The organism is Thalassococcus profundi (assembly GCF_003344785.1).
Taxonomy (GTDB): Bacteria; Pseudomonadota; Alphaproteobacteria; order Rhodobacterales; family Rhodobacteraceae; genus Puniceibacterium; species Puniceibacterium profundi.
Genome location: NZ_QPMK01000001.1, coordinates 323798 through 345632, shown reverse-complemented (window position 1 = coordinate 345632; position 21835 = coordinate 323798). Strand labels below are relative to the sequence as shown.

Sequence of the window (21835 nt, the reverse complement as noted above, 5' to 3'; positions counted from 1 at the left end):
GAGAGAATGCATGACCCACTACTTTACCGAATGGGAACGTGAACAGGTCGAAGCGCGCAACCGCATGGCGCAGACCAGCCTCTATCACGAAGAGTCCGAACATTCCTCCTGCGGCGTCGGCCTTGTCGTCAGCCTTGATGGCAAGCCCAGCCGCAAGGTGGTGGAATCCGGTATCAACGCGCTGAAGGCGATCTGGCACCGCGGCGCGGTGGACGCCGACGGCAAGACTGGCGACGGCGCGGGTATTCACGTGCAGATCCCGGTCAGCTTTTTCTACGACCAGATCGACCGCACCGGCCACACGCCGCGGAAGAACGAATTCATCGCCGTGGGCCAGGTGTTCCTGCCGCGCACCAACTTCGGCGCGCAGGAAACCTGCCGGACCATCGTCGAGACCGAAGTGCTTCGCATGGGGCATTACATTTATGGCTGGCGCCACGTGCCGGTGAATGTCGAGTGCCTTGGCGAAAAGGCCAACTCGACGCGCCCCGAGATCGAGCAGATCCTGATTTCCAATGCCAAGGGCGTGGACGAGGAAACCTTTGAACGCGAGCTCTACGTCATTCGCCGCCGCATCGAAAAAGCCGCCGCCGGCGCCGGGATCAGCGGGCTCTACATCGCGTCGCTGTCCTGCCGGTCGATCATCTACAAGGGCATGATGCTGGCCGAGCAGGTGGCGGATTTCTATCCGGACCTGCAGGACGAACGGTTCGAGTCCGCCTTCGCGATCTATCACCAGCGCTATTCCACCAACACCTTCCCGCAGTGGTGGCTGGCGCAGCCGTTCCGCATGCTGGCGCATAACGGGGAGATCAACACGCTCAAGGGCAACGTCAACTGGATGAAGAGCCACGAGATCCGCATGGCCTCGGCGACCTTCGGGGACATGGCCGAAGACATCAAACCGATCATCGCAAACGGCGCGTCGGACTCTGCCGCGCTGGATGGCGTGTTCGAGGTGTTGGTGCGCGCAGGACGCTCGGCGCCCATGGCCAAGACCATGCTGGTGCCCGAATCGTGGTCGAAGCAGGCGATTGAGCTGCCGGAATCCTGGCGCGACATGTATTCCTACTGCAACTCGGTGATGGAGCCCTGGGACGGTCCTGCCGCGCTGGCCATGACCGACGGACGCTGGGTTTGCGGCGGGCTCGACCGCAACGGCCTGCGCCCGATGCGCTATGTGGTGACCGGCGACGGCCTGCTGATCGCGGGGTCCGAGGCCGGCATGGTTCCGGTGAACGAGGGATCGGTGCGCGAAAAGGGCGCGCTGGGTCCGGGCCAGATGATCGCCGTCGACATGAAAGAGGGCAAGCTCTACCACGATGTCGAGATCAAGGACCGGCTCGCCAGCGGCCAGCCCTTCGGCGAATGGGTCGGCAAGATCAACGAGCTGGACGAGGCGTTGTCCAAGGTGACCGAAAAGGCGATCTTCTCGGGGGCCGAGCTGCGCCGCCGCCAGATCGCGGCCGGTTACACCATCGAGGAACTCGAAGGCATCCTTGCGCCGATGGCCGAGGACGGCAAGGAAACGCTGGCATCGATGGGCGACGACACGCCGTCGGCGGTGCTTTCGAAGAAGTACCGCCCGCTGTCGCACTATTTCCGCCAGAACTTCAGCCAGGTGACCAACCCGCCGATCGACAGCTTGCGCGAATTCCGGGTGATGAGCCTCAAGACCCGGTTCGGCAACCTCAAGAACGTGCTGGACGAATCCAGCGCGCAGACCGAAATCCTCGTGCTCGACAGTCCCTTTGTCGGCAGTGCCCAGTTCGACGAGCTGTCCCGGCACTTCAACGCGGGTCTGGTGGAGATCGACTGCACCTTCCCCGTGGGCGCGGGCAAGGACGCGCTGCGCCAGGGCCTTGAGCGCATCCGCGCCGAGGCCGAGGATGCGGTGCGCTCGGGTGCCGGACATCTGACGCTGACCGACCAGCACCAGTCCGAGGACAAGGTTGCGATGCCGATGATCTTGGCCACGAGCGCCGTGCACAGCCACCTGACGCGCAAGGGCCTGCGGACCTTCACCTCGATCAACGTGCGGTCGGCCGAATGTATCGACCCGCATTACTTTGCCGTGCTGATCGGCGCCGGTGCGACGGTCGTGAACGCCTACCTGGCCGAGGACAGCCTCGCCGACCGCATCAATCGCGGCCTGCTGGACATGACCCTGACCGAAGCCGTGGCCAAGTACCGCGAGGCGGTGGACCAGGGCCTGCTCAAGATCATGTCCAAGATGGGCATTTCGGTGATCTCGTCCTATCGCGGCGGTCTCAACTTCGAGGCCGTGGGCCTCAGCCGTGCCATGTGTGCCGAGTATTTCCCCGGCATGATCTCCCGCATCAGCGGCATCGGCGTCAGCGGCATCCAGACCAAGGCGGAAGAGATCCACGAGCTGGGCTTCCGCGGCGGGCGCGACGTGCTGCCCATCGGCGGCTTCTACAAGGCCCGCAAGTCCGGAGAGACCCACGCCTGGGGTGCGCAGACCATGCACCTGATGCAGGCGGCCTGTAACAAGGCCTCTTACGAGATGTGGAAGAACTACTCCAAGGCGATGCAGGCCAACCCGCCGATCCACCTGCGCGACCTGCTGGCGATGAAGCCCATCGGCCCGGCGATTCCGCTGGAGGAGGTCGAATCGATCACCTCGATCCGCAAGCGCTTCGTCACGCCGGGGATGAGCCTTGGCGCCCTGTCGCCCGAGGCGCACAAGACGCTGAACGTCGCGATGAACCGCATCGGCGCCAAGTCCGACAGCGGCGAGGGCGGCGAGGATCCGGCACACTTCGTGCCCGAGGCCAACGGCGACAACCCGTCGGCCAAGATCAAGCAGGTGGCGTCGGGCCGCTTCGGCGTCACCGCCGAATACCTGAACCAGTGCGAAGAGCTTGAGATCAAGGTCGCTCAGGGCGCCAAGCCCGGCGAGGGCGGCCAGCTGCCGGGCATGAAGGTGACCGACCTCATCGCGCGGCTGCGTCATTCCACGAAGGGCGTGACGCTGATCTCGCCGCCGCCGCACCACGACATCTACTCGATCGAGGATCTGGCGCAGCTGATCTACGACCTCAAGCAGATCAACCCGCGCTGCAAGGTGACGGTCAAGCTGGTGGCGTCTTCGGGCGTCGGCACCATCGCGGCAGGCGTGGCCAAGGCCAAGGCGGACGTGATCCTGATCTCGGGTCACAACGGCGGCACGGGCGCGAGCCCTGCGACCTCGATCAAGTACGCCGGCCTTCCGTGGGAAATGGGCCTGACCGAGGCGCACCAGGTGCTGTCGATGAACAACCTGAGGTCGCGCGTGACCCTGCGCACCGATGGCGGCCTGCGCACCGGGCGCGACATCGTCATGGCGGCGATGATGGGGGCTGAGGAATACGGCATCGGCACGGCCGCGCTGATCGCGATGGGCTGCATCATGGTGCGCCAGTGCCAGTCCAACACCTGCCCGGTGGGGGTCTGCACACAGGACGAGGAGCTGCGCGCCAAGTTCACCGGCAATGCCGACAAGGTGGTCAACCTCATCACCTTCTACGCCACCGAAGTGCGCGAGATCCTCGCCTCCATCGGTGCGCGCAGCCTCGAGGACGTGATCGGCCGCGCCGACCTTCTGCGGCAGGTGAGCCGCGGGTCGGATCACCTCGACGATCTCGACCTGAACCCGCTGCTTATCAAGGTCGATGGGTCGGACGACGTGGTCTACAACCGCGACAAGCCGCGCAACGAGGTGCTGGACACGCTGGATGCGGAAATCGTGCGCGACGCCGCGCGGTTCCTAGAGGATGGCGAGAAGATGCAGCTCAGCTACGCGGTGCTGAACACGCACCGGTCGGTGGGCACCCGCACCTCGAGCCATATCGTGCGCAAGTTCGGCATGCGCAACGCGCTGCAGCCGAACCACCTGACCGTGAAGCTCACCGGATCGGCGGGCCAGTCGCTGGGCGCCTTCGCGGCACCGGGCCTGAAGCTCGAAGTGTCGGGCGATGCCAACGACTATGTCGGCAAGGGCCTGTCGGGGGGCACGATCGTGGTGCGTCCGCCGATGCACAGCCCGCTGACCGCGTCCGAGAACACGATCATCGGCAACACCGTTCTTTATGGTGCGACCGAAGGGTACCTGTTCGCCGCCGGCCGCGCGGGCGAACGCTTCGCCGTGCGCAACTCGGGCGCCAAGGTCGTGGTCGAAGGCTGCGGATCGAACGGCTGCGAATACATGACCGGCGGGGTTGCAGTCATCCTCGGATCGGTCGGCGCCAACTTCGGCGCCGGCATGACCGGCGGCATGGCCTACCTCTACGATCCCGAGGACAAGGCGCGCGACCTGCTCAACCTCGAAAGCATCGTGACCTGCCCGGTTTCCGAAGCGCACTGGTTGGCCGAGTTGAAAGGGCTGATCGAACGTCACGTGGCTGAAACCGGCAGCCGCAAGGCGCAGGACATCCTGCAGCACTGGGACCTCGAGCGCGGGCATTTCGTGCAGGTCTGCCCGAAAGAGATGCTGGACAAGATCCCGCATCCGCTGGGCATCGAGGACAAGGCGATCCCGGCAGAATGATCCCTGCATGATCGCCGCCACCGCGCAACCATACAGGGGCCGCCCGCAGGGGCGGCCCTTTTGCTTAACCGCGGCGTGCGGACCCTTGTCAGAGGCACGACACCGGAAGGGCGCCACGGGGTGCCAAAAGTCATCGTGTTGCCACGATTGATGCCCAATTCGGTCCAAATCCCGCGTTATGTCTGGATTGTTCGCAAAATGGCAATGATCCGCAGTGAGTTGCACACCTCATGTCGCATACGCTTCGCTGGACGAAGCGACGCCGGACCGGGACCGTTCCTGCCCAAGCGGAACGCCCGGCCCGGCCCGACATGCGGCTTTCTTGTCCTCTGACCGACCGCTATAGCTAGCAGATGGCCCGCGCCCGCAAATCCTCCTCCGCTCCGAAGAAAGCCGCGGCGCAGCCCGCGCGGCGGCGCATCCGGCCCCTGCGCTGGCTGCTGAAATGGGTGCTGCGCGCGGTCATGCTGGTGGCGGCGCTGACCGTGCTCTGGGTGCTGCTCTACAAGGTGGTGAACCCGCCCACGACGATCTTCATGATGCAGGAGGGCCGGCGTCTCGGCGAACCTGTCGAGCATAACTGGGTCCCTGCCGATAACATCGCGCCGGTGATGCTGCGGTCCGTGGTGGCAGCAGAGGATGCCAATTTCTGCACCCACTGGGGCTTTGACATGGATGCCATCCGCGACGCCATAGAAGACGGCGGCACACGCGGCGCCAGCACGATCAGCCAGCAGGTGGTCAAGAACACCTTCCTCTGGCACGGGCGCACCTACACCCGCAAGGCGATGGAGGCTCTGATTACCCCGGTGATGGAGGCGCTCTGGTCCAAGCGGCGGATCGTCGAGGTCTATCTCAACGTAGCTGAGTTCGACGAAGGCGTGTTCGGCGTGGACGCGGCGGCGCGGCACTATTTTGGCGTGGGGCCGGATCAGCTGAGCGCGACGCAGGCCGCGCGTCTGGCGGCGATCCTGCCCGATCCCAAGGACCGTTCGGCATCCCAGCCCACCCGCTTTGTCCAGCGCCGGGCAAACAGTATCCGCGACGGCGCCGCGACGATCCAGCGCGACGGCCGCGCCGCCTGTTTCGAGGCGGATTGACCGGAGCGCATGGGGTGGCGGGCCGCGATCAGCCGCGTGACAGCGCCGACCGGATCAGCCCGAAACCGGCAAGTGCGAAGAGTCCTGCCGCCGCCGCGTCGATCCAGCGGCGCGCCCGCTGGTATCCCGCGCGGACGCCGCCCACCGAAAAGGCCAGTCCGTAGACGGCATAGATTGCGCAGCCTGCGCCACTGCACAGGGAGGTGACGATGATCACCTGCGCGACGCCGCCCTGTGCGTCTAGCCCCAGCGACAGGGTTGCCATCCAGGCTAGAACGGCCTTGGGGTTCGACAGGTTCAGCAGCAAGCCCTGCCGGAACCAGGCGCTGCGTCCTGTCTGCGCCGCGCCACCGTCCGCCTCCTTCCAGGCGCTGCGGGCAGCCCCGACGGCAAGCCAGAGCAAATAGGCGCCGCCAAGAAGCTTCAGCATTGTGAGCGCCTGCGCCGAGGACTGGAGCAGCGCGCCCAGTCCCGCCGCCGCCACCAGCCCCCAGAACGCCAGGCCCGCCGACAGGCCCAGACCGAACCGCAGACCCGGGCCACGTCCGGTGCGCATCGCGACCGTGGCCAGCGCCAGTGTCGCCGGACCGGGGGCCGCAGCGACGACCACGAAGGCCGCGAGGGCGGCCCAGATGCTGATCATGTCCACCATTCCGCTCTTCCTCGTCCTGCCGCGTTCCGGGTGCGTCCGACTGTTCCGGCAGAGGCGGCGCAGGTCAAGCGGTCGGGCGCTGGCACCCGGCGCTTTCGGGCCGGACCCATGCGCGACCAGTTGAACTACCAGCCAATTCGCGGCAAGTAGGGTGGATACGCCGCAACCCCGGATATCCTCCACCATGGCCAAGCTCTACCACGTGCCGCTCTCCCCCTTCTGCCGCAAGGTGCGGTTGAGCCTCGCGGAGAAGAAGATCGAATGCGAGCTGGTGGAGGAGCGTTACTGGGAGAAGGACGCCGATTTCCTGCGCCGCAACCCGGCCGCCAAGGTCCCGGTGCTCAAGATCGACGGCAAAACCATGGCCGAGTCCTTTGCCATCTGCGAATACCTCGAAGAGGTGCATCCCGAACCGCCGCTGATGCCGCGCAATGCGGAAAACCGCTACGAGGTACGGCGGCTGGTGGGCTGGTTCGACGACAAGTTCCACAACGAGGTGACGTCGAAGCTGCTCTACGAGCGGGTGAACAAGAAGGTCATGGGCCAGGGCTACCCCGACAGTTCGAACGTCAAGGCCGGGGCCAAGGCGATCAAGTATCACCTCGATTACATGGCCTGGCTGCTGGATCACCGTCGCTGGCTGGCGGGGGATTCCATGAGCCTTGCCGATTTCGCCGCCGCGGCGCATCTGTCGGCGCTCGACTATATCTCGGACGTGGACTGGAACCGCAGCGACACGGTCAAGGACTGGTATGCCAAGATCAAGTCGCGCCCGGCCTTCCGCAGCATCCTTGCCGACCAGGTGCCGGGGTTCCCGCCGCCGGCGCATTATGCCGACCTCGATTTCTGAGTCCGACCGAGGGCAGGGGGCTCTGCCCCCGTCGCGGCAAGCCGCGACTCCCCCGGAGATTTATGGGCAAGATGAAGAATGGATCGTCTGACCGAGCTGTTGCGCGCTGAGGCCGGGGCGGTGGGGTTCGACCTGTGTCGCATCTGCCGGCCCTGGGATGTGGGGCATGTGCCGGCGCGGTTGGCGGCGTTTCTCGACCGTGGCTATCACGGGCAGATGTCGTGGCTTGAGGATCGCGCCGAATGGCGCGGCGCGCCCGACAGGCTCTGGCCCGAAGCGCGGTCGGTGATCGTGCTGGGCGAAAGCTATACGCCGGAGCATGATCCGCTGGCGGTATTGGAGCATCCCGAGCAGGCGGCGATCTCGGTCTATGCACAGAACCGCGACTATCACGACACGGTCAAGAAGCGGCTCAAGCGGCTGGCGCGCTGGCTGATCGCAGAGGCGGGGCCGGACACCGAGGTTAAGGTTTTCGTCGACACCGCCCCGGTGCCGGAAAAGCCGCTGGGGCAGGCGGCGGGTCTGGGCTGGCAGGGCAAGCACACCAACCTCGTGAGCCGCGACCTGGGATCGTGGTTCTTTATCGGCTCGATCTTCACCACGCTCGACCTGCCGGTGGACGCGGCCGAGACCGATCACTGCGGATCCTGCCGCGCCTGCCTCGACATCTGCCCGACCGACGCCTTTCCGGCGCCCTACCAGCTCGATGCGCGGCGCTGCATTTCCTACCTCACGATCGAGCACAAGGGTCCGGTGGACGAAGAGCTGCGCGCCAGGATGGGCAACCGTATCTACGGCTGCGACGATTGCCTGGCCGCCTGCCCCTGGAACAAGTTCGCCCGCGAGGCGCGCGAGGTGAAGTACCACGCCCGGCCGGACCTGGTGTCGCCGGACCTCGCGGAACTGGCACGGCTCGACGATGCGGGCTTTCGCGCGCGCTTTTCCGGCTCTCCGATCAAGCGGATCGGGCGTGACCGTTTCGTGCGCAACGTGCTCTATGCCATCGGCAATTCCGGCGCCGCGCGGTTGCGTCCGGTGGCGCAGGGGCTCTGCGAGGATGCGGACGAGACGGTGCGCGACGCGGCGCGCTGGGCGGTCTTGCGGTTGGAGGATGCGACGTGACGGCGATCCTGTTGGGTGTGGACACGGGCGGGACCTATACCGACGCGGTGCTGATCCGCGGCGAGGCGGTGCTGGCGAAGGCCAAGGCGCTGACCACGCGGCACGACCTGGCGGATGGCATCGGTGCGGCGGTGGCGCGGGTGCTGGAGGTGGCGAAGGTGTCGGCGGATCGGGTGGCGATGGCGTCGCTGTCGACGACGCTTGCGACCAACGCGCTGGTCGAAGGACAGGGCGGGCGCATCGGGCTGGTCTACATCGGCTTTGCCGCCGCCGATCTGGAGACACACGGCATTTCCGCCGCATTGGGCGGCGACCCGGTGCTGGTGCTGGGCGGCGGGCACACGCATGCCGGCGCCGAGGCGGCGCCGCTCGACCTCGATGCGCTGGAAGGCTGGGCGAAGAAGCAGGACGTGTCGGCCTTTGCCGTGGCGTCCAGTTTCGCGGTGCGCAACCCGGCGCATGAGTTGGCGGCGAAGGAGATGTTGCGACAGGTCACCGGACGCCCGGTGACCGCCAGCCATGAATTGTCGGCCAAGCTGGGCGGGCCGAAGCGGGCGCTGACCGCGCTTCTGAACGCGCGGCTGGTGGGGCTCACGCATCACCTGATTGCGCGGGCGGAGGAGACCCTGCGGGCGCAAGGCATCGACGCGCCGATGATGGTGGTGCGCGGCGATGGCGCGCTGATTTCCGCGGCACAGGCGATGGAGCGGCCGATCGAGACGATCCTCAGCGGACCCGCCGCAAGCATCGTCGGCGCGCGCTGGATGACCGGGGCGCGGGACGCGCTGGTGTCAGACATCGGCGGCACCACGACGGACATCGCTCTCCTGCGCGACGGCGTGCCGCAGATCGACCCCGAAGGCGCGCGGGTCGGCCCCTACCGCACGATGGTCGAGGCGGTGGCGATGCGCACCCACGGGCTGGGCGGCGATTCCGAGGTGCGAGTCATCACCGAGGGGCTCGCGGGCGGCGTCAGCCTCGGGCCGCGCCGGGTCGTTCCGGTGTCGCTGATCGCCATGGGCGCGCCGCAGGTCACCGAGGCGCTGGAGCGGCAGTTGCGCGCGCCGGTGGCCGGGGATCACGATGCGCAGTTCGTGCGCGCAGTGCCCGGGCAGGACGGCGCCGGGCTCGGCCCCCGGGATGCGGCGCTGCTGGGGCGGCTGGGGCCGGAGGCGCAGCCGCTGGACACGGTGCTGCGGAACCGGATCGAGACGCAGAGCCTGCAGCGGCTGGTGAGCCGCGGGCTGGTGCAGGTGGCGGGGGTGACGCCCACCGATGCGGTGCATGTCCTGGGGCGATTGACCGACTGGGATGCGGAGGCGGCACGGCTGGCGCTGGCGCTCGTGGCGCGCAAACGTCTGGGATCGGGCAACCGATTGGCCCCGGACGCCGAGACGCTGGCGGGGATCATCCTCGACCGGCTGACACTCCAGACCGGCCATGCACTGCTGGAAACCGCCTTTGCCGAAGAAGGCTGGGACCTGCCGCCGGGCGAACTCGCGCGGCATCCGCTGATGCAGGCGGGGTTGCAGCGGCGCGAAGGCATCCTCGGGTTTTCCGCCGGGCTGCGGCTGCCGGTGGTGGGTCTGGGGGCCTCGGCCCGCTGCCATTATCCGGCGGTGGGCGCGATGCTGAACGCCGAGGTGATCCTGCCCGACCATGCCGACGTGGCCAATGCCATCGGCGCGGTGGTGGGGCAGGTGACCATGCGCCGGCAGGGCACCGTGACGGCCCCGTCCGAAGGCGTGTTCCGCGTGCATCTCGACAGTGGCCCGCAGGACTTCGGTGCGTCCGAGGCCGCGATGGCGGCCATCGAGGCTGCGCTGGAGGCACGGGTGCGTGAAGACGCGGTCGCCGCAGGTGCGCAGGACCTGTCAGTCACGCGCGACCGCGCGGTCAAGACAGTGACCGCCGAGGCGCGCGAGGTCTTCATCGAGGCCGTGGTGACGGTGACCGCCTCGGGCCGACCGCGGATCGCGGTCTGACCCGACCTTTGAAAATCAGCCCCCGTTGCACGCCGTCCAACACCGCTCACGGGGTCCTGATCCGGCTGTAACAGGGCTTTGCATTTGCCCGCGTGGCCCCATCTAATGGGGCAGAGACACCGAAAGGGGACCGAATGACCCAGTATCGAAAAAATCCCGACGTGATCGCCACCCTGACGCCGGAACAGTTCCGCGTGACGCAGGAAAACGGCACCGAACGTCCCGGCACCGGCGCATACCTCGGCAACAAGGAACCCGGCATCTACGTCGACATCGTCAGCGGCGAGCCGCTCTTTGCCAGCGCCGACAAGTACGAGTCGGGCTGCGGCTGGCCCAGCTTCACCAAGCCCATCGAACCCGCGCACGTGAACGAGCTGCGCGACACGACGCATGGCATGATCCGCACCGAGGTTCGTTCGGCGCATGGCGACAGCCACCTGGGCCACGTCTTTCCGGACGGGCCGACCGACCGCGGCGGCCTGCGCTATTGCATCAATTCCGCCAGCCTTCGGTTCGTCCATCGCGACGACATGGAAGACGAAGGCTACGGCGCTTACCTGGATCAAGTGGAGGATGTGGCATGACGGAACGCGCTGTACTCGCCGGAGGATGTTTCTGGGGTATGCAGGACCTGATCCGCAAGCTGCCGGGCGTCGAAGGCACCCGCGTCGGTTACACCGGCGGCGACGTGCCCAATGCGACCTATCGCAACCACGGTACCCATGCCGAGGGCATCGAGATCCTGTTCGACCCGGAGCGCATCAGCTACCGGCAGATCCTCGAGGTCTTCTTTCAGATCCACGACCCGACCACGAAGAACCGCCAGGGCAACGACATCGGCCTGAGCTACCGGTCGGCGATCTACTACGTCGACGAGGATCAGAAGGCCGTCGCCGAAGACACCATCGCGGATGTGAACGCCAGCGGCCTCTGGCCCGGCAAGGTGGTGACCGAGGTGGAGCCCGTGGGCGATTTCTGGGAGGCCGAGGAAGAGCATCAGAACTACCTGGAAAAATTTCCCAACGGCTATACCTGCCACTTCCCGCGTCCGAACTGGGTCCTGCCCAAGCGTGACGCGGCCGAGTGATCTGACCTTCAACGCCCCGCCCGACCGGCGGGGCGTTTTCGCATGACCGCGCTGCGGCGCGTCCCGTGGCGCGGCATTGCGCTGGGCGCGCTGATCCTGCTGGCTGCGCCCTTTGCGTTCTACGCCTTTCGTTTCGGTCTGGAGGGCGCGGGCTTTGGCGCCCTGCGCGAGACCTACCTCATCCAGCCCGCCGCGCCTTTCGGCAATGGCGCGATTTCCCTACACATGATCCTCGGCGGCGCGCTGACGGTGCTTGTGCCGCTGCAACTCAGCCCGGGCCTGCGGCGCCGCTTTCCGCACTGGCACCGTGGCGCGGGCCGTCTGCTGGTCGCCGGGGCGCTGCTTACCGGGGCTGCGGGCTGCGCCTTCATTCTGATGCGCGGCACCATCGGGGGCATGTGGATGGACGCCGGGTTCCTGCTCTACGGCGCGCTGATGATGCTGGCGGCGGCGCAAGCATGGCGTTTTGCCCGCGCCGGGCGGTTCGTGCCGCACCGGGCCTGGGCGCTGCGGCTTTTCGTGCTGGTGCTCGGGTCGTGGCTCTACCGCGTGCATTACGGGCTGTGGTATCTGGCCACCGACGGGTTGGCCTCCAACCCGGAGTTCACCGGCACTTTCGATAGTGTCCAGAATTTCGCGTTCTACCTGCCCTACCTCGTCCTGCTCGAGATCTGGCTGCGCACCCGCCCCGTGCCGCCCGAGTTGCGCACGACGGCATGCGAAAAGGGGTAGCGCGCGCTACCCGACCTCAGGTCATGGCGGCTATTCGGCATTGTCCGTTCTCTGCGGCGCAGAAACAGCCATATTTGCTGCAATGCAGAAACGGCGCGGACGTCGCCGTTCTACCGACATCAGATTACGGAAAGAGAGACAGACATGACCTTTGCCGCAAAAATCGCCGCTCCCGTCCTTGCCGCCCTCAGCCTTGCCACGGTCGCGCAGGCCGAAGAGGTCGTCCTCGCTGCACCCGGCGCCGGTGCCACCTTGCACGAAGGCGGCATCGACATGAGCGTCTACACCCGCGAAACCGACGACAGCGCGCTCGAGCTGACAGCGATCTACACGCCGCGCATCAGCGCCTATGCCCCCGCCCACCTGCGTATGGCGCTGAACGAGGGCGACGCCGTGTCCTTCGGCCTGCCGGGCGCGCCGGGCGTCACCTACAGCTTTGCCCGCAGTGCCCAAGGCGTGACCGTCCGCGCCGATGAAACCGCGGTGCAACTGGCCAGCAACTAAGAGCTTCTTCCCCGCGCACTCCTCCTCCCTTGCGCGGGTCCTGCCCCGCCGCGGTCCTCCCCCGCGGCGGGTTTTTTCATGCGCAAAGGTCATGACGTGACGTAGACGATGACAGCGCCGCCGGAATCCTGTGTGCTGCGCGAAATTTCCGGGGAGGCTCCACATGACCGACTATCCGCACCTTCTGGCCCCGCTCGATCTGGGCTTCACCACGCTCAAGAACCGCGTGCTGATGGGGTCGATGCACACCAACCTCGAGGAAACCGGCGACTGGAACCGCGTGGCGGAATTCTACGCGACCCGGGCGCGGGCGGATGTGGCGCTGATGGTGACGGGCGGCATGGCGCCGAACCGCGAGGGCGGGGTGTTTCCCGGCGCGGCGGGGCTCTTCACCGAAAAGGACATCGCCAATCACCGCATGGTCACGGACCGCGTGCATGACGGCGGCGGCAAGATCGCCATGCAGATCTTGCACGCCGGACGCTATGCCTACGGGCCGGAATGCGTCTCGGCCAGCGTGGTGAAATCGCCGATCTCGCCCTTCGCGCCGAAGGAGCTGGACGAAGCGGGCATCGAAAAGCAGATCGCCGACATCGCCGAGGCCGCCCGCCGGGCGCAGGAGGCGGGCTATGACGGGGTCGAGGTCATGGGCTCCGAGGGATATTTCATCAACCAGTTTCTCGTCACCCATGTGAACAAGCGCACCGATCGCTGGGGCGGCTCCTACGAGAACCGGATGCGCCTGCCGATCGAGGTGGTCAAGCGAGTGCGCGACGCGGTGGGGCCGGAGTGCATCGTGATCTACCGCCTGTCGATGATCGACCTGGTGCCCAATGGTTCGACCCACGACGAGGTGGTGGAACTGGCGCAGCGGATCGAGGCGGCGGGGGCCACCATTCTCAACACCGGCATCGGCTGGCACGAGGCACGGGTGCCGACCATCGCCACGTCCGTGCCGCGCGCCGCCTTTGCCTGGGTTACGAAAAAGCTCATGGGCAAGGTCGGCATCCCGATCATCACCTCGAACCGGATCAACACGCCCGAGGTGGCGGAGCAGGTGCTGGCGGAAGGCTGCGCGGACATGGTCAGCATGGCGCGGCCCTTCCTCGCCGATCCCGAATTCGTGTCCAAGGCCGCATCGGGCCGGTCCGCGCAGATCGCGCCCTGCATTGCCTGCAACCAGGCCTGCCTCGACCATACTTTCCAGGGCAAGATCTCGTCCTGCCTCGTCAACCCGCGCGCCTGTTTCGAGACGGAACTGGTGGTGGAAAAGACCGACATGCCCAAGACCGTGGCGGTGGTCGGGGCAGGGCCCGCCGGTCTGTCGGCGGCGATCACGGCGGCAGAGCGCGGCCATGACGTCACGCTGTTCGACGCCGATAAAGAGATCGGCGGCCAGCTCAATATGGCCAAGCAGGTGCCGGGCAAGGAGGAATTTCACGGCCTCGTCGACTGGTTCCGCACGATGGTCGACCTGCACGGGATAGAGACGCGTCTGGGCCAGCGCGCCGGGGTCGACGACCTGCGCGGCTTCGATGCCGTGATTGTCGCCACGGGTGTGCTGCCGCGCGATCCGCAGATCCCCGGCCAGGATGGGCCGAATGTGCTGGGCTATGTGGACGTGCTGCGCGGTCGGGCCAAGCCTGGCAAACGCGTGGCGGTCGTGGGCGCAGGCGGCATCGGTTTCGACGTTTCGGAATTCCTGGTGCACGAGGGCGAAAGCCCGACCGAGAACTTGCCGGAATGGATGCGCGAATGGGGCGTCACCGATCCGGCCGAGGCGCGCGCGGGTCTCGCGCCCGACGGCCCGCAACCCGGGGTGCCGGCGCGCGAGGTGGTGCTCTTGCAGCGCAAGGCGGAAAAGCCGGGCAAGCGCCTGGGCAAGACGACCGGATGGATCCACCGCGCCGGGCTGCAGATGAAGGGCGTGAAAATGCAGGCGGGGGTCAATTACGAAGGCATCGACGCCGAGGGGCTGCATGTCTCCTACGGCGAGGCGCGCGAACGTCCGGGCGTCATCGCCTGCGACACGGTCGTGCTCTGCGCGGGGCAGGTGTCGGAACGGTCGCTGGCCGATGCGCTCGACGCCGAGGGCATCGCCTGCCACGTCATCGGCGGGGCGGATGTGGCGGCGGAACTGGATGCGAAGCGCGCCATCGACCAAGGGACGCGGCTGGCGGCGACTTTGTAGTTCGACGTTTCCGCGGTTCGATGCGTCGGAGCGAGGGGCCAGCCCCTCGCGCTCCCCGGAGGTTTATTGGCAAGATGAAGCTCGGGGCCGGTCTGGAACAGTCGGCGGCGGTGCGCGTTCTATCGGGGAAGACGCCGGTATGATCCGGCGCCACACTGAAAGGAGGACGTGATGCCGCGCATTACCGAATCGAAAATCCTGATCCTGGCCACCCATGGCTTTGAACAATCCGAGCTGGAAGTGCCGCGCGACAAGCTGCGCGACGCGGGCGCCACGGTGCATGTGGCCAGCCTCGACGGCAAGGCGATCAAGGGCTGGGACGGCGACGACTGGGGCCGCGAGGCCGAAGCCGATCTGTCTCTTGATGGCGTGAGCGTCGGTGACTACGACGCGCTGGTGCTGCCGGGCGGTCAGATCAACCCCGACCTCTTGCGCGTCGAGAAAACGGCGATCGACGTCATCACCGCGTTCCACGATCAGGGCAAGACGCTGGCCGCGATTTGCCACGCCCCGTGGCTGCTGGTCGAAGCTGGTGTCCTCAAGGGTCGCGACGCGACGTCCTACCCGTCGATCAAGACCGACGTGATCAATGCCGGTGCGCACTGGAGCGACGTCGAAGTCATCGCGGACAAGGGTATTGTCACAAGCCGCAACCCCGGCGACCTCGACGCCTTCGTCGGCAAGATCATCGAAGAGATCGAGGAAGGCACGCATACCCGCGCCGCCGCCTGATCGACCTGAATACCGAAAGGAAGGGCCGCAGTTTCCTGCGGCCCTTTTTTCATTCCACCGTCACCGTGATCTGGTCGGACGTGACCGGCGGATCGTGCGGGACGTGGTTGGCGTCGCCAAGCACCAGCTGCAGCGTGTGCGCGCCCGGTTCGAGCTCGACCGAGGTCTCGGTCTGGCCGCCGCCGAAGTGCCGGTGATTGTCGTCCGAGGGCAGCGCCGAGGTGAGTTCTTCCTCGCCCATCTCGCCCTGGCCCAGGGGCGCGCGGTCGATGAGAAGGTGATGGTGGCCGGTCATCTCCTTTTCGGTGCCGGCGGGGGCGACGCCCATGCCCGACAGGCCGAAGCGAACGATCACAGGCGAGCTGACCGTGTCGCCGTCTTCGAGACCGATGAAATAAAGCTGTGCATCGGCGGGGGCTTCGGTGCCCTGGGCGAAAGCGGTGGTTGCGAAGGCGGCAAACGTCAGTGCCGCGGCGGTTCTGAGATACATGAGATCCTCCCTTGATCGCGGCCGGGCGCGCGGTTCTGCGCCGTCCCGGCTCAATTTTCAAATAGCATCGTGTGGATGCCTCTCAAGGGGCGGGGTTGTTTCCCGGCACCGAACACTTGTGCGAATACCCTTGTATTGTCCGTCTCATGCCACGGTTGTGCCTGAATTGACCGTCATACCCGGCGTCGAACAGGATTACTTTGGGAGCGACGGATGGATCGTCTGACGGAAATGGAGGCTTTTGCCATGGTTGTGGACCAGGGCGGCTTTACCGATGCCGCTAAGAAAATGGGCATCTCGAAATCCGCCGTGTCGAAACACGTCTCCTCGCTCGAGGCGCGACTGGGCGCGCGGCTGTTGAACCGCACCACCCGCCGCGTCAGCCCGACCGAGATCGGTCTGGCCTATTACGACCGCGCCCGGCGCGTTCTGAACGACGCCGGCGAGGCCGACGCTCTGGTCACGTCGATGCAATCGGCGCCCTCGGGGCTTTTGCGGATCAGCGTCGCCACCGATTTCGGCGTCAATCATCTGAGCCCGGTGCTGGGCGAGTTCCTGGCCGAGTTCCCTGACATCACCGTCAACATGGTGCTGAACAACCGCTACGTGGAACTGATCTCCGAAGGCTTCGACATGGCCGTGCGCATCGGAGAGCTCGAGGACAGCACCCTGCGCGCCCGCAAGCTGACCGAGACCACCAAGCGGATGATCGCCTCGCCCGGCTATTTCGAGAAATTCGGCCGTCCGCAGAAGATCGACGATCTGAACGAACACAAGCTGCTGCACTATTCCAACCAGGCCAGCGGCAACGTCTGGAAGGTGACCGCGCCGTCCGGTGAAAAGCGCCAGGTGCGCACTGCCGGCTGGCTGTCTGTCAATGACGGTCAATCGCTGCTCAACGCCTGCGTCGCCGGGCTGGGCATCGCCTACCTGCCGTCCTTCCTTTATGCCGATGCGATGGAAAAGGGCCTGGTCGAGGATGCGATCCCCGATCTGCCGGCCGAAACGCAGGGCATCTACGCGGTCTATCCGCCGGGCCGTTTTACCCAACCGAAAGTCCGCGCCTTTATCGATTTCCTGGTCCATGCCTTTGCCGACAAAGGCCCGATCGACTGGTAACCGTTCATTCCCTGGCCTCTGCGGGCACACCTGCGCCCCGGCATCGTCCGGGGCGCTTTTTCTTTGGGCCGCTGATGCGCAGCGTCATTCGGTCGAGGACAGCACCGCCTCGATGCGGCGATTGCGGCGGCGGCCCTCGTCGCTGAGGTTGCTGGCCAGCGGTGCGAGGTAGCCGACGCCTTCGGCAGAGACACGTGACCCGTCCAGCCCGTGGCGCCGATCCAGATAACGCACCGCGGCTTCGGCACGGCGTCGTGACAGCGCGATGTTTGCATCCAGCGACCCGGTGGCATCGGTGTGCCCGACAAAGACGATCTGCCGTTGCGGATTGGCCTGCAGGTAGTCGGCGATCCGGTCGAGTGACGGCACCGCGCCGTCGCCCAGATCGGACGACCCGCTGGCGAAGTCGAGGTCGGGCAGAACCACGTGGCCCGCGCGTTCCAGTTCCCGCGCCAAGCTGCCGGGCTCCGGCGCGGGGTCGGTCGGCAGGGTGGCGGTGACCGGGTCGGGTGGCTCCTCACCCGTGCCGACGCGGATGATCTGGACGAAGCCCGCAGAGGATGTGCGGCTGACCAGCAGGCTGACCGCCTCGGCGTCCGCGCCGGTGCGGCGGGCCGACAGGAAGCGGTAGTCGGTGAGGTTCACGTACATCGCCGGGCCGGGCAGCACCTCGGTCTCGAAACGGAAATCGAAACCGCCACAGACCGACGCGGCGCATTCGAACACCACCTCGAAACCATCGGACAGCAGCTGTGCCCGCAGCGGCGCCAGCAGTTGCAGCGTCGTGGCGCTTTGTCCGTCGATGCGCCAGGCCTGCCGTGTCACGGCACCTTCGACGCGGGCTGAGGGAATGCCGCCCTCGTCCTGCCATGGGCCGGTGGGCAGGCGATAGCTGGACTGTTCCGACGTTGTTTCGGTCAGCATCCGCGCGCCCTGCGGCAGCTCCAGCGCCGCCGCGGGCCAGGCCAGGCACAGGATCAGCCCGGCGCTAGCGCGCCTGTGCGTGATAGTCGTCATTGGGGCGCATGTCGGTGGCGCTGGCAACGCGGTTGGTCATGTTGAAAAAACCCGCCACGTTGGCGATGTCCCAGATGTCGCGGTCGCCGAAGCCTGCGTCGCGCAGGGCGGCACGGTCGGCCTCGACGATCTCGGCAGAGGCCTTGGTGATTTTCTCTGCAAAGGTCAGCATCGCGGTCTGGCGGGCATCGAGGTCAGCGACACGCCAGTTCATCACCATCATCTCGCCCAGCTGAGGATCGCCCGACAGCTGCCGGACGGCGGCGCCATGGGCGGTGAGGCAGTAGAAGCACTTGTTTACCGACGAAACCACCACCGCGATCATCTCGCGCTCAAGCTTGCTCAGGCCCGACTCGGCCAGCATCAGGTCGTTGTAGAGCGCTGTGAAGGCATTCAGCTTGTCGATGTCGAAGGCATGGGCGCGCAGGACGTTGGGCACCATGCCAAGCTTCTCCTGGCAGATGTCGAAGTATTTCTGCGTCTCGGGCGGTAGCGGGTCCACCATCGGCAGGTTCAGCGCGGTCGGCAGGTCTTTGGTCACGGGTCAGTCGCCTTCGGAGTTGGGCAGCATGCGGTAGTGATACTGTCCCACAGCCTGCATCCCGAGGGAAGCATAGAGACCGTTGGCCGCGGCATTGGCATCGGTGCAGAGCGCGGTCATGTAGTCGGCGCCGTTCTCCGCCGCCCAGAAACTCGCGCAGCGCATCATCCACTTGCCCAGGCCCTTGCCGCGATGCGCGGCGGCGATTTCCAGCGCATGCACCATGGCGATGCCGTCATGAACGGCGCAGAAGCCGGTGCCGGCCGGTTTGTCGGTGACCCGGCCGAAGATCGCCGTCTTTGGACCTGCCGCCCGGTGCATCACGCGCAGGCGCGCGGGGCCGATGCCGCCCGCGTCCCAGATCTCGGTCATGATCGCCAGCGGTTCCCAGATGGCGAAGGCGGTGACGCGGGGCAGAGGCTGATCGGTGAGGTGCGCCACGGGGCAGAGCCACAAGGTCACGGGGTCGACCACCTCGTAGCCGCGCGCGGCCAGGGCTGCGTCCAACTCCGTTTCGCCTGCCCGCACCATGAACAGGGGCGTCTGCTGGAAGAGACGCATCGCCTGCTCCGCCGCCGGAAGGTCGTCTTCGGTCCATTCGGCTTCGGCGGTGGCGCAGGACACCCGCTTGCCGCCCCCCGCGCCGTCGCGCAGCATCCACGGCCCGGCCAGGGTGCGCGAGGCGGGCGGCCACGTGGCCTCGATCGCCGCGTAAAGCCTGTGCGCCTCGGGACTCATTCCGAGAAGATCCCGTGCAGCCGCGACATTGCCGCGTCGATCTGCGCGCCGTCGGTGCCGCGGATCACGATGTTCGCACCGAACGCGCCGTTCTTCTGGAACGGATAGGATCCGATGGAGAGGTCGGGATAGTCCGCGGCCAGCTCGGCCAGCGGTCCGGCAATGTCGCCCTCGCCCCGGTCGATGCGCAGCGTCTGGCTCAGCAGCGGCGCGCCGCCGACGAACGTAGGCAGCACCGAGGCCACCATCGCCTGGAAGACCGATGGCACCCCGGCCATCACGTGCACGTTGCCGATGATAAAGCCGGGCGCAACCGACACAGGGTTGTCGATCAGCGTGGCCCCCTCGGGGATGCGCGCCATGCGCAGCCGTGCGGCGTTCAATTCGGACCCTTGCCGGTCGTAATGGGCCTGCAACAGGTCCCGCGCGTCGTCGCGCACGTCGATGCCCACGCCAAAGGCCGCGGCGATGCAATCGGCGGTGATGTCGTCATGGGTCGGGCCGATCCCGCCCGAGGTCACCACGTAGTCATGCGCCGCGCGCAGGTCGTTCACCGCGGCGATGATGGCGTCGCGGTCGTCGGAGACGATCCGCACTTCGCGCAGGTCGACGCCGTGCTTGGTCAGCTCGCCGGCGAGGAAATGCATGTTGGCATCGCGGGTGCGGCCCGACAGGATCTCGTCTCCGATGACCAGCATCGCGGCAGTGGGGTTGGGCATCGAAGCGCTCCTTGCCTGACAGTGACCAGAGGTATAGGCGCGCCCCATGCGCTTTCAAACCCCCCTTGTCCCGGCCGTGCTGATCCGGCGATACAAACGCTTCCTGGCCGATGTGCGGCTGGACGACGGCCGCGAGGTGACGGCGCATTGCGCGAACCCCGGGTCGATGATGGGCCTTGCCGAGCCGGGGATGCGGGTCTGGCTGGAACCCAACGACGATCCGAAGAAGAAGCTGAAATTCGGCTGGCGGCTGGTCGAGGTGCAGGGCGGCATGGTCGGCGTCGACACGAGCCTGCCGAACCGGATGCTGCGCGCTTCGCTGGAGGCCGGGGCGGTCGCTGGTCTGGACGGTTACGACACCGTGCGGCCCGAACAGAAATACGGCACCGGCAGCCGCATCGACTTTCTGTTGCAAGGCGCAGGCCGCGCCGCTGCCTATGTCGAGGTCAAATCCGTCACCTTGTCGCGCGTATCCGGCCTTGCGGAGTTTCCCGACAGCGTCACCGCGCGCGGCGCCAAGCATCTGGCCGAACTGGCGCAGGTCGCGCAGGGCGGCGCGCGGGCAGTGATGCTCTACCTCGTGCAGCGCACCGATTGCGACCGCGTGAGCCTTGGCGGGGACATCGACCCCGCCTACCTCGCCGCGTTTGCCAAGGCCCGCGCCGCCGGGGTCGAGGTGCTGTGTTTCGGCTGCCGGATCACCCCCGAGGGTGTCTGGCTGGATGCGCCGCTGCCCTTCGCATCGCCCGCGCCGACTATCGGTTGACGCGGCTTGGCGTCGGGTCAGCGTGACGCGGCCTAACCACTGGTAAAATCCCGACATTCGGCTTAAATTGGGACCTGTGACATCATGGAGCCGCAGCCTGTGAACGAGGAAACGCGCGGCCGTCTGACGCGAGACGGCATCCGCCTGTATGAAAAAGCCGATTTCGTCGGCATGAAAGCCGCCGGCGAACTGGCTGCGCGCATCCTCGACGAGGTTGCCGAGCACATCGTCGTGGGCCAGACCACCGGCGCCATCGACGCGTTCATCGAACGCCGCGTGACCGAGGAAAACGCGATCTCGGCCACCATCGGCTACAAGGGCTACCAGCACGCCAGCTGCATCAGCGTCAATCACGTGGTCTGCCACGGCATCCCCGGCGACAAGAAGCTCAAGGATGGCGATATCCTGAATATCGACGTGACCGTGATCCTCGACGGCTGGTACGGCGACACCAGCCGCATGTATGTAGCCGGAAAGTTGCCGCGCAAGGCGGAACGGCTGATCCAGGTCACCCACGACAGCCTGATGAAGGGCATCGAGGCGGTGAAGCCCGGTAAAACCTTCGGCGACATCGGCCACGCCATCCAGAGCTTCGTCGAAAGCCACCGCATGTCCGTGGTGCGCGATTTTTGCGGGCACGGGCTGGGCCGCGTGTTCCACGCGCCGCCCAATGTCCTGCATTACGGGCGCCCCGGCACCGGCGCGATCCTCGAGGAAGGCATGTTTTTCACCATCGAACCGATGGTGAACCTCGGCCGTCCCGAGACCAAGGTGCTGGCCGACGACTGGACTGCCGTGACTCGCGACAAGTCGCTGTCGGCGCAGTTCGAGCATTCGGTCGGCGTGACCGCAGACGGCTGCGAGATCTTCACGCTGTCCCCCGGCGGCAAGTTCCACCCCACCTACTGACCCAATTGTGCGCCGGTGCACGGGCCGCTGCG

The 21835-nt window shown here is 66.5% G+C and carries 20 protein-coding genes; 14 read left to right on the top strand and 6 right to left on the bottom strand.

Features of this window, described 5'->3' with window-relative positions:
- Nucleotides 1–10: 10 nt before the first annotated feature.
- Both gltB and mtgA read left to right on the top strand, forming a co-directional pair.
- A complete protein-coding gene (gltB, locus tag DU478_RS01540; RefSeq protein WP_114509159.1) occupies nt 11–4549 on the top strand; it encodes a glutamate synthase large subunit in 4539 nt (1512 codons plus the stop codon).
- Between the two features lie 353 nt (nt 4550–4902).
- On the top strand, nt 4903–5649 hold the full coding sequence (gene mtgA, locus DU478_RS01535; protein WP_114509158.1) for a monofunctional biosynthetic peptidoglycan transglycosylase: 747 nt from the start codon (nt 4903–4905) through the stop codon (nt 5647–5649).
- A 28-nt stretch (nt 5650–5677) separates the two neighbouring features.
- On the opposite strand, the gene DU478_RS01530 is transcribed toward mtgA, so the two are convergent.
- Complete coding sequence (locus DU478_RS01530; RefSeq protein WP_114509157.1) at nt 5678–6301, bottom strand: LysE family translocator; 624 nt, start codon at nt 6299–6301, stop codon at nt 5678–5680.
- Nucleotides 6302–6485: 184 nt separating this feature from the next.
- Between DU478_RS01530 and fzlA the strand changes: the two genes are divergently transcribed.
- From fzlA to DU478_RS01485, 9 genes are all read left to right on the top strand, one after another.
- Nucleotides 6486–7151, top strand: coding sequence for an FtsZ-binding protein FzlA (gene fzlA / locus DU478_RS01525; RefSeq protein ID WP_114509156.1), 666 nt, complete (start codon nt 6486–6488; stop codon nt 7149–7151).
- 78 nt (nt 7152–7229) lie between these two features.
- Nucleotides 7230–8273, top strand: coding sequence for a tRNA epoxyqueuosine(34) reductase QueG (queG, locus tag DU478_RS01520; protein ID WP_114509155.1), 1044 nt, complete (start codon nt 7230–7232; stop codon nt 8271–8273).
- Complete coding sequence (locus DU478_RS01515; RefSeq protein ID WP_114509154.1) at nt 8270–10258, top strand: hydantoinase/oxoprolinase N-terminal domain-containing protein; 1989 nt, start codon at nt 8270–8272, stop codon at nt 10256–10258. The genes queG and DU478_RS01515 overlap by 4 nt, the downstream gene beginning before the upstream one ends.
- A 134-nt stretch (nt 10259–10392) precedes the next feature.
- Nucleotides 10393–10842, top strand: coding sequence for a peptide-methionine (R)-S-oxide reductase MsrB (msrB, locus tag DU478_RS01510; protein WP_114509153.1), 450 nt, complete (start codon nt 10393–10395; stop codon nt 10840–10842).
- The gene (gene msrA, locus DU478_RS01505) at nt 10839–11345 is read left to right on the top strand and encodes a peptide-methionine (S)-S-oxide reductase MsrA (protein ID WP_114509152.1); all 507 of its coding nucleotides are present in this window, start codon (nt 10839–10841) and stop codon (nt 11343–11345) included. Before msrB ends, msrA begins: the two co-directional genes overlap by 4 nt.
- Before the next feature lie 42 nt (nt 11346–11387).
- Entirely contained in the window at nt 11388–12077 is a 690-nt protein-coding gene (locus DU478_RS01500) for a DUF2306 domain-containing protein (protein WP_114509151.1), read from the top strand.
- Between the two features lie 144 nt (nt 12078–12221).
- Nucleotides 12222–12581, top strand: a complete 360-nt coding sequence (locus DU478_RS01495; RefSeq protein ID WP_114509150.1) for a hypothetical protein — start codon at nt 12222–12224, stop codon at nt 12579–12581.
- A 163-nt stretch (nt 12582–12744) separates the two neighbouring features.
- Entirely contained in the window at nt 12745–14772 is a 2028-nt protein-coding gene (locus tag DU478_RS01490; protein WP_114509149.1) for an NADPH-dependent 2,4-dienoyl-CoA reductase, read from the top strand.
- Between the two features lie 171 nt (nt 14773–14943).
- Complete coding sequence (locus DU478_RS01485) at nt 14944–15504, top strand: type 1 glutamine amidotransferase domain-containing protein (protein ID WP_114509148.1); 561 nt, start codon at nt 14944–14946, stop codon at nt 15502–15504.
- Nucleotides 15505–15553: 49 nt separating this feature from the next.
- Here DU478_RS01485 and DU478_RS01480 read toward each other — a convergent pair whose 3' ends face one another.
- Complete coding sequence (locus DU478_RS01480; RefSeq protein WP_114509147.1) at nt 15554–15994, bottom strand: DUF4399 domain-containing protein; 441 nt, start codon at nt 15992–15994, stop codon at nt 15554–15556.
- A 213-nt stretch (nt 15995–16207) separates the two neighbouring features.
- On the opposite strand from DU478_RS01480, the gene DU478_RS01475 reads away from it, so the two are divergent.
- Nucleotides 16208–17113, top strand: coding sequence for a LysR family transcriptional regulator (locus tag DU478_RS01475; RefSeq protein WP_114509146.1), 906 nt, complete (start codon nt 16208–16210; stop codon nt 17111–17113).
- An 84-nt stretch (nt 17114–17197) separates the two neighbouring features.
- Here the strand turns inward: DU478_RS01475 and DU478_RS01470 are convergent, their stop codons facing one another.
- Genes DU478_RS01470 through DU478_RS01455 form a run of 4 tightly spaced genes read right to left on the bottom strand, consistent with a single transcriptional unit; the run spans nt 17198 to nt 20128 of the window.
- Nucleotides 17198–18130, bottom strand: coding sequence for an OmpA family protein (locus tag DU478_RS01470; RefSeq protein WP_114509145.1), 933 nt, complete (start codon nt 18128–18130; stop codon nt 17198–17200).
- Nucleotides 18102–18671 carry a peroxidase-related enzyme gene (locus DU478_RS01465; RefSeq protein ID WP_114509144.1) on the bottom strand — a complete coding sequence of 190 codons (570 nt, stop codon included), beginning with the start codon at nt 18669–18671 and terminating at the stop codon, nt 18102–18104. Before DU478_RS01465 ends, DU478_RS01470 begins: the two co-directional genes overlap by 29 nt.
- A 3-nt stretch (nt 18672–18674) precedes the next feature.
- The gene (locus DU478_RS01460) at nt 18675–19409 is read right to left on the bottom strand and encodes a GNAT family N-acetyltransferase (protein ID WP_114509143.1); all 735 of its coding nucleotides are present in this window, start codon (nt 19407–19409) and stop codon (nt 18675–18677) included.
- Nucleotides 19406–20128 carry a competence/damage-inducible protein A gene (locus tag DU478_RS01455; protein WP_114509142.1) on the bottom strand — a complete coding sequence of 241 codons (723 nt, stop codon included), beginning with the start codon at nt 20126–20128 and terminating at the stop codon, nt 19406–19408. The genes DU478_RS01460 and DU478_RS01455 overlap by 4 nt, the downstream gene beginning before the upstream one ends.
- Nucleotides 20129–20174: 46 nt before the next feature.
- Here DU478_RS01455 and sfsA point away from each other — a divergent pair, with 46 nt between their 5' ends.
- A complete protein-coding gene (gene sfsA, locus DU478_RS01450) occupies nt 20175–20894 on the top strand; it encodes a DNA/RNA nuclease SfsA (protein WP_114509141.1) in 720 nt (239 codons plus the stop codon).
- Nucleotides 20895–20978: 84 nt separating this feature from the next.
- The gene (gene map, locus DU478_RS01445; RefSeq protein WP_114509140.1) at nt 20979–21803 is read left to right on the top strand and encodes a type I methionyl aminopeptidase; all 825 of its coding nucleotides are present in this window, start codon (nt 20979–20981) and stop codon (nt 21801–21803) included.
- The last annotated feature ends 32 nt before the right edge of the window (nt 21804–21835 follow it).

Bases quoted from the DNA above. Each gene is read 5' to 3' on its own strand.
- DU478_RS01500 (WP_114509151.1), top strand. From the start codon at position 11,388: ATGACCGCGCTGCGGCGCGTCCCGTGGCGCGGCATTGCGCTGGGCGCG.
- gltB (WP_114509159.1), top strand. From the start codon at position 11: ATGACCCACTACTTTACCGAATGGGAACGTGAACAGGTCGAAGCGCGC.
- DU478_RS01485 (WP_114509148.1), top strand. From the start codon at position 14,944: ATGCCGCGCATTACCGAATCGAAAATCCTGATCCTGGCCACCCATGGC.
- mtgA (WP_114509158.1), top strand. From the start codon at position 4,903: ATGGCCCGCGCCCGCAAATCCTCCTCCGCTCCGAAGAAAGCCGCGGCG.
- DU478_RS01480 (WP_114509147.1), bottom strand. From the start codon at position 15,994: ATGTATCTCAGAACCGCCGCGGCACTGACGTTTGCCGCCTTCGCAACC.
- DU478_RS01460 (WP_114509143.1), bottom strand. From the start codon at position 19,409: ATGAGTCCCGAGGCGCACAGGCTTTACGCGGCGATCGAGGCCACGTGG.
- msrA (WP_114509152.1), top strand. From the start codon at position 10,839: ATGACGGAACGCGCTGTACTCGCCGGAGGATGTTTCTGGGGTATGCAG.
- queG (WP_114509155.1), top strand. From the start codon at position 7,230: ATGGATCGTCTGACCGAGCTGTTGCGCGCTGAGGCCGGGGCGGTGGGG.
- DU478_RS01470 (WP_114509145.1), bottom strand. From the start codon at position 18,130: ATGACGACTATCACGCACAGGCGCGCTAGCGCCGGGCTGATCCTGTGC.
- DU478_RS01495 (WP_114509150.1), top strand. From the start codon at position 12,222: ATGACCTTTGCCGCAAAAATCGCCGCTCCCGTCCTTGCCGCCCTCAGC.
- DU478_RS01530 (WP_114509157.1), bottom strand. From the start codon at position 6,301: ATGGTGGACATGATCAGCATCTGGGCCGCCCTCGCGGCCTTCGTGGTC.
- DU478_RS01455 (WP_114509142.1), bottom strand. From the start codon at position 20,128: ATGCCCAACCCCACTGCCGCGATGCTGGTCATCGGAGACGAGATCCTG.
- msrB (WP_114509153.1), top strand. From the start codon at position 10,393: ATGACCCAGTATCGAAAAAATCCCGACGTGATCGCCACCCTGACGCCG.
- map (WP_114509140.1), top strand. From the start codon at position 20,979: ATGGAGCCGCAGCCTGTGAACGAGGAAACGCGCGGCCGTCTGACGCGA.
- DU478_RS01490 (WP_114509149.1), top strand. From the start codon at position 12,745: ATGACCGACTATCCGCACCTTCTGGCCCCGCTCGATCTGGGCTTCACC.
- DU478_RS01475 (WP_114509146.1), top strand. From the start codon at position 16,208: ATGGATCGTCTGACGGAAATGGAGGCTTTTGCCATGGTTGTGGACCAG.
- sfsA (WP_114509141.1), top strand. From the start codon at position 20,175: ATGCGCTTTCAAACCCCCCTTGTCCCGGCCGTGCTGATCCGGCGATAC.
- fzlA (WP_114509156.1), top strand. From the start codon at position 6,486: ATGGCCAAGCTCTACCACGTGCCGCTCTCCCCCTTCTGCCGCAAGGTG.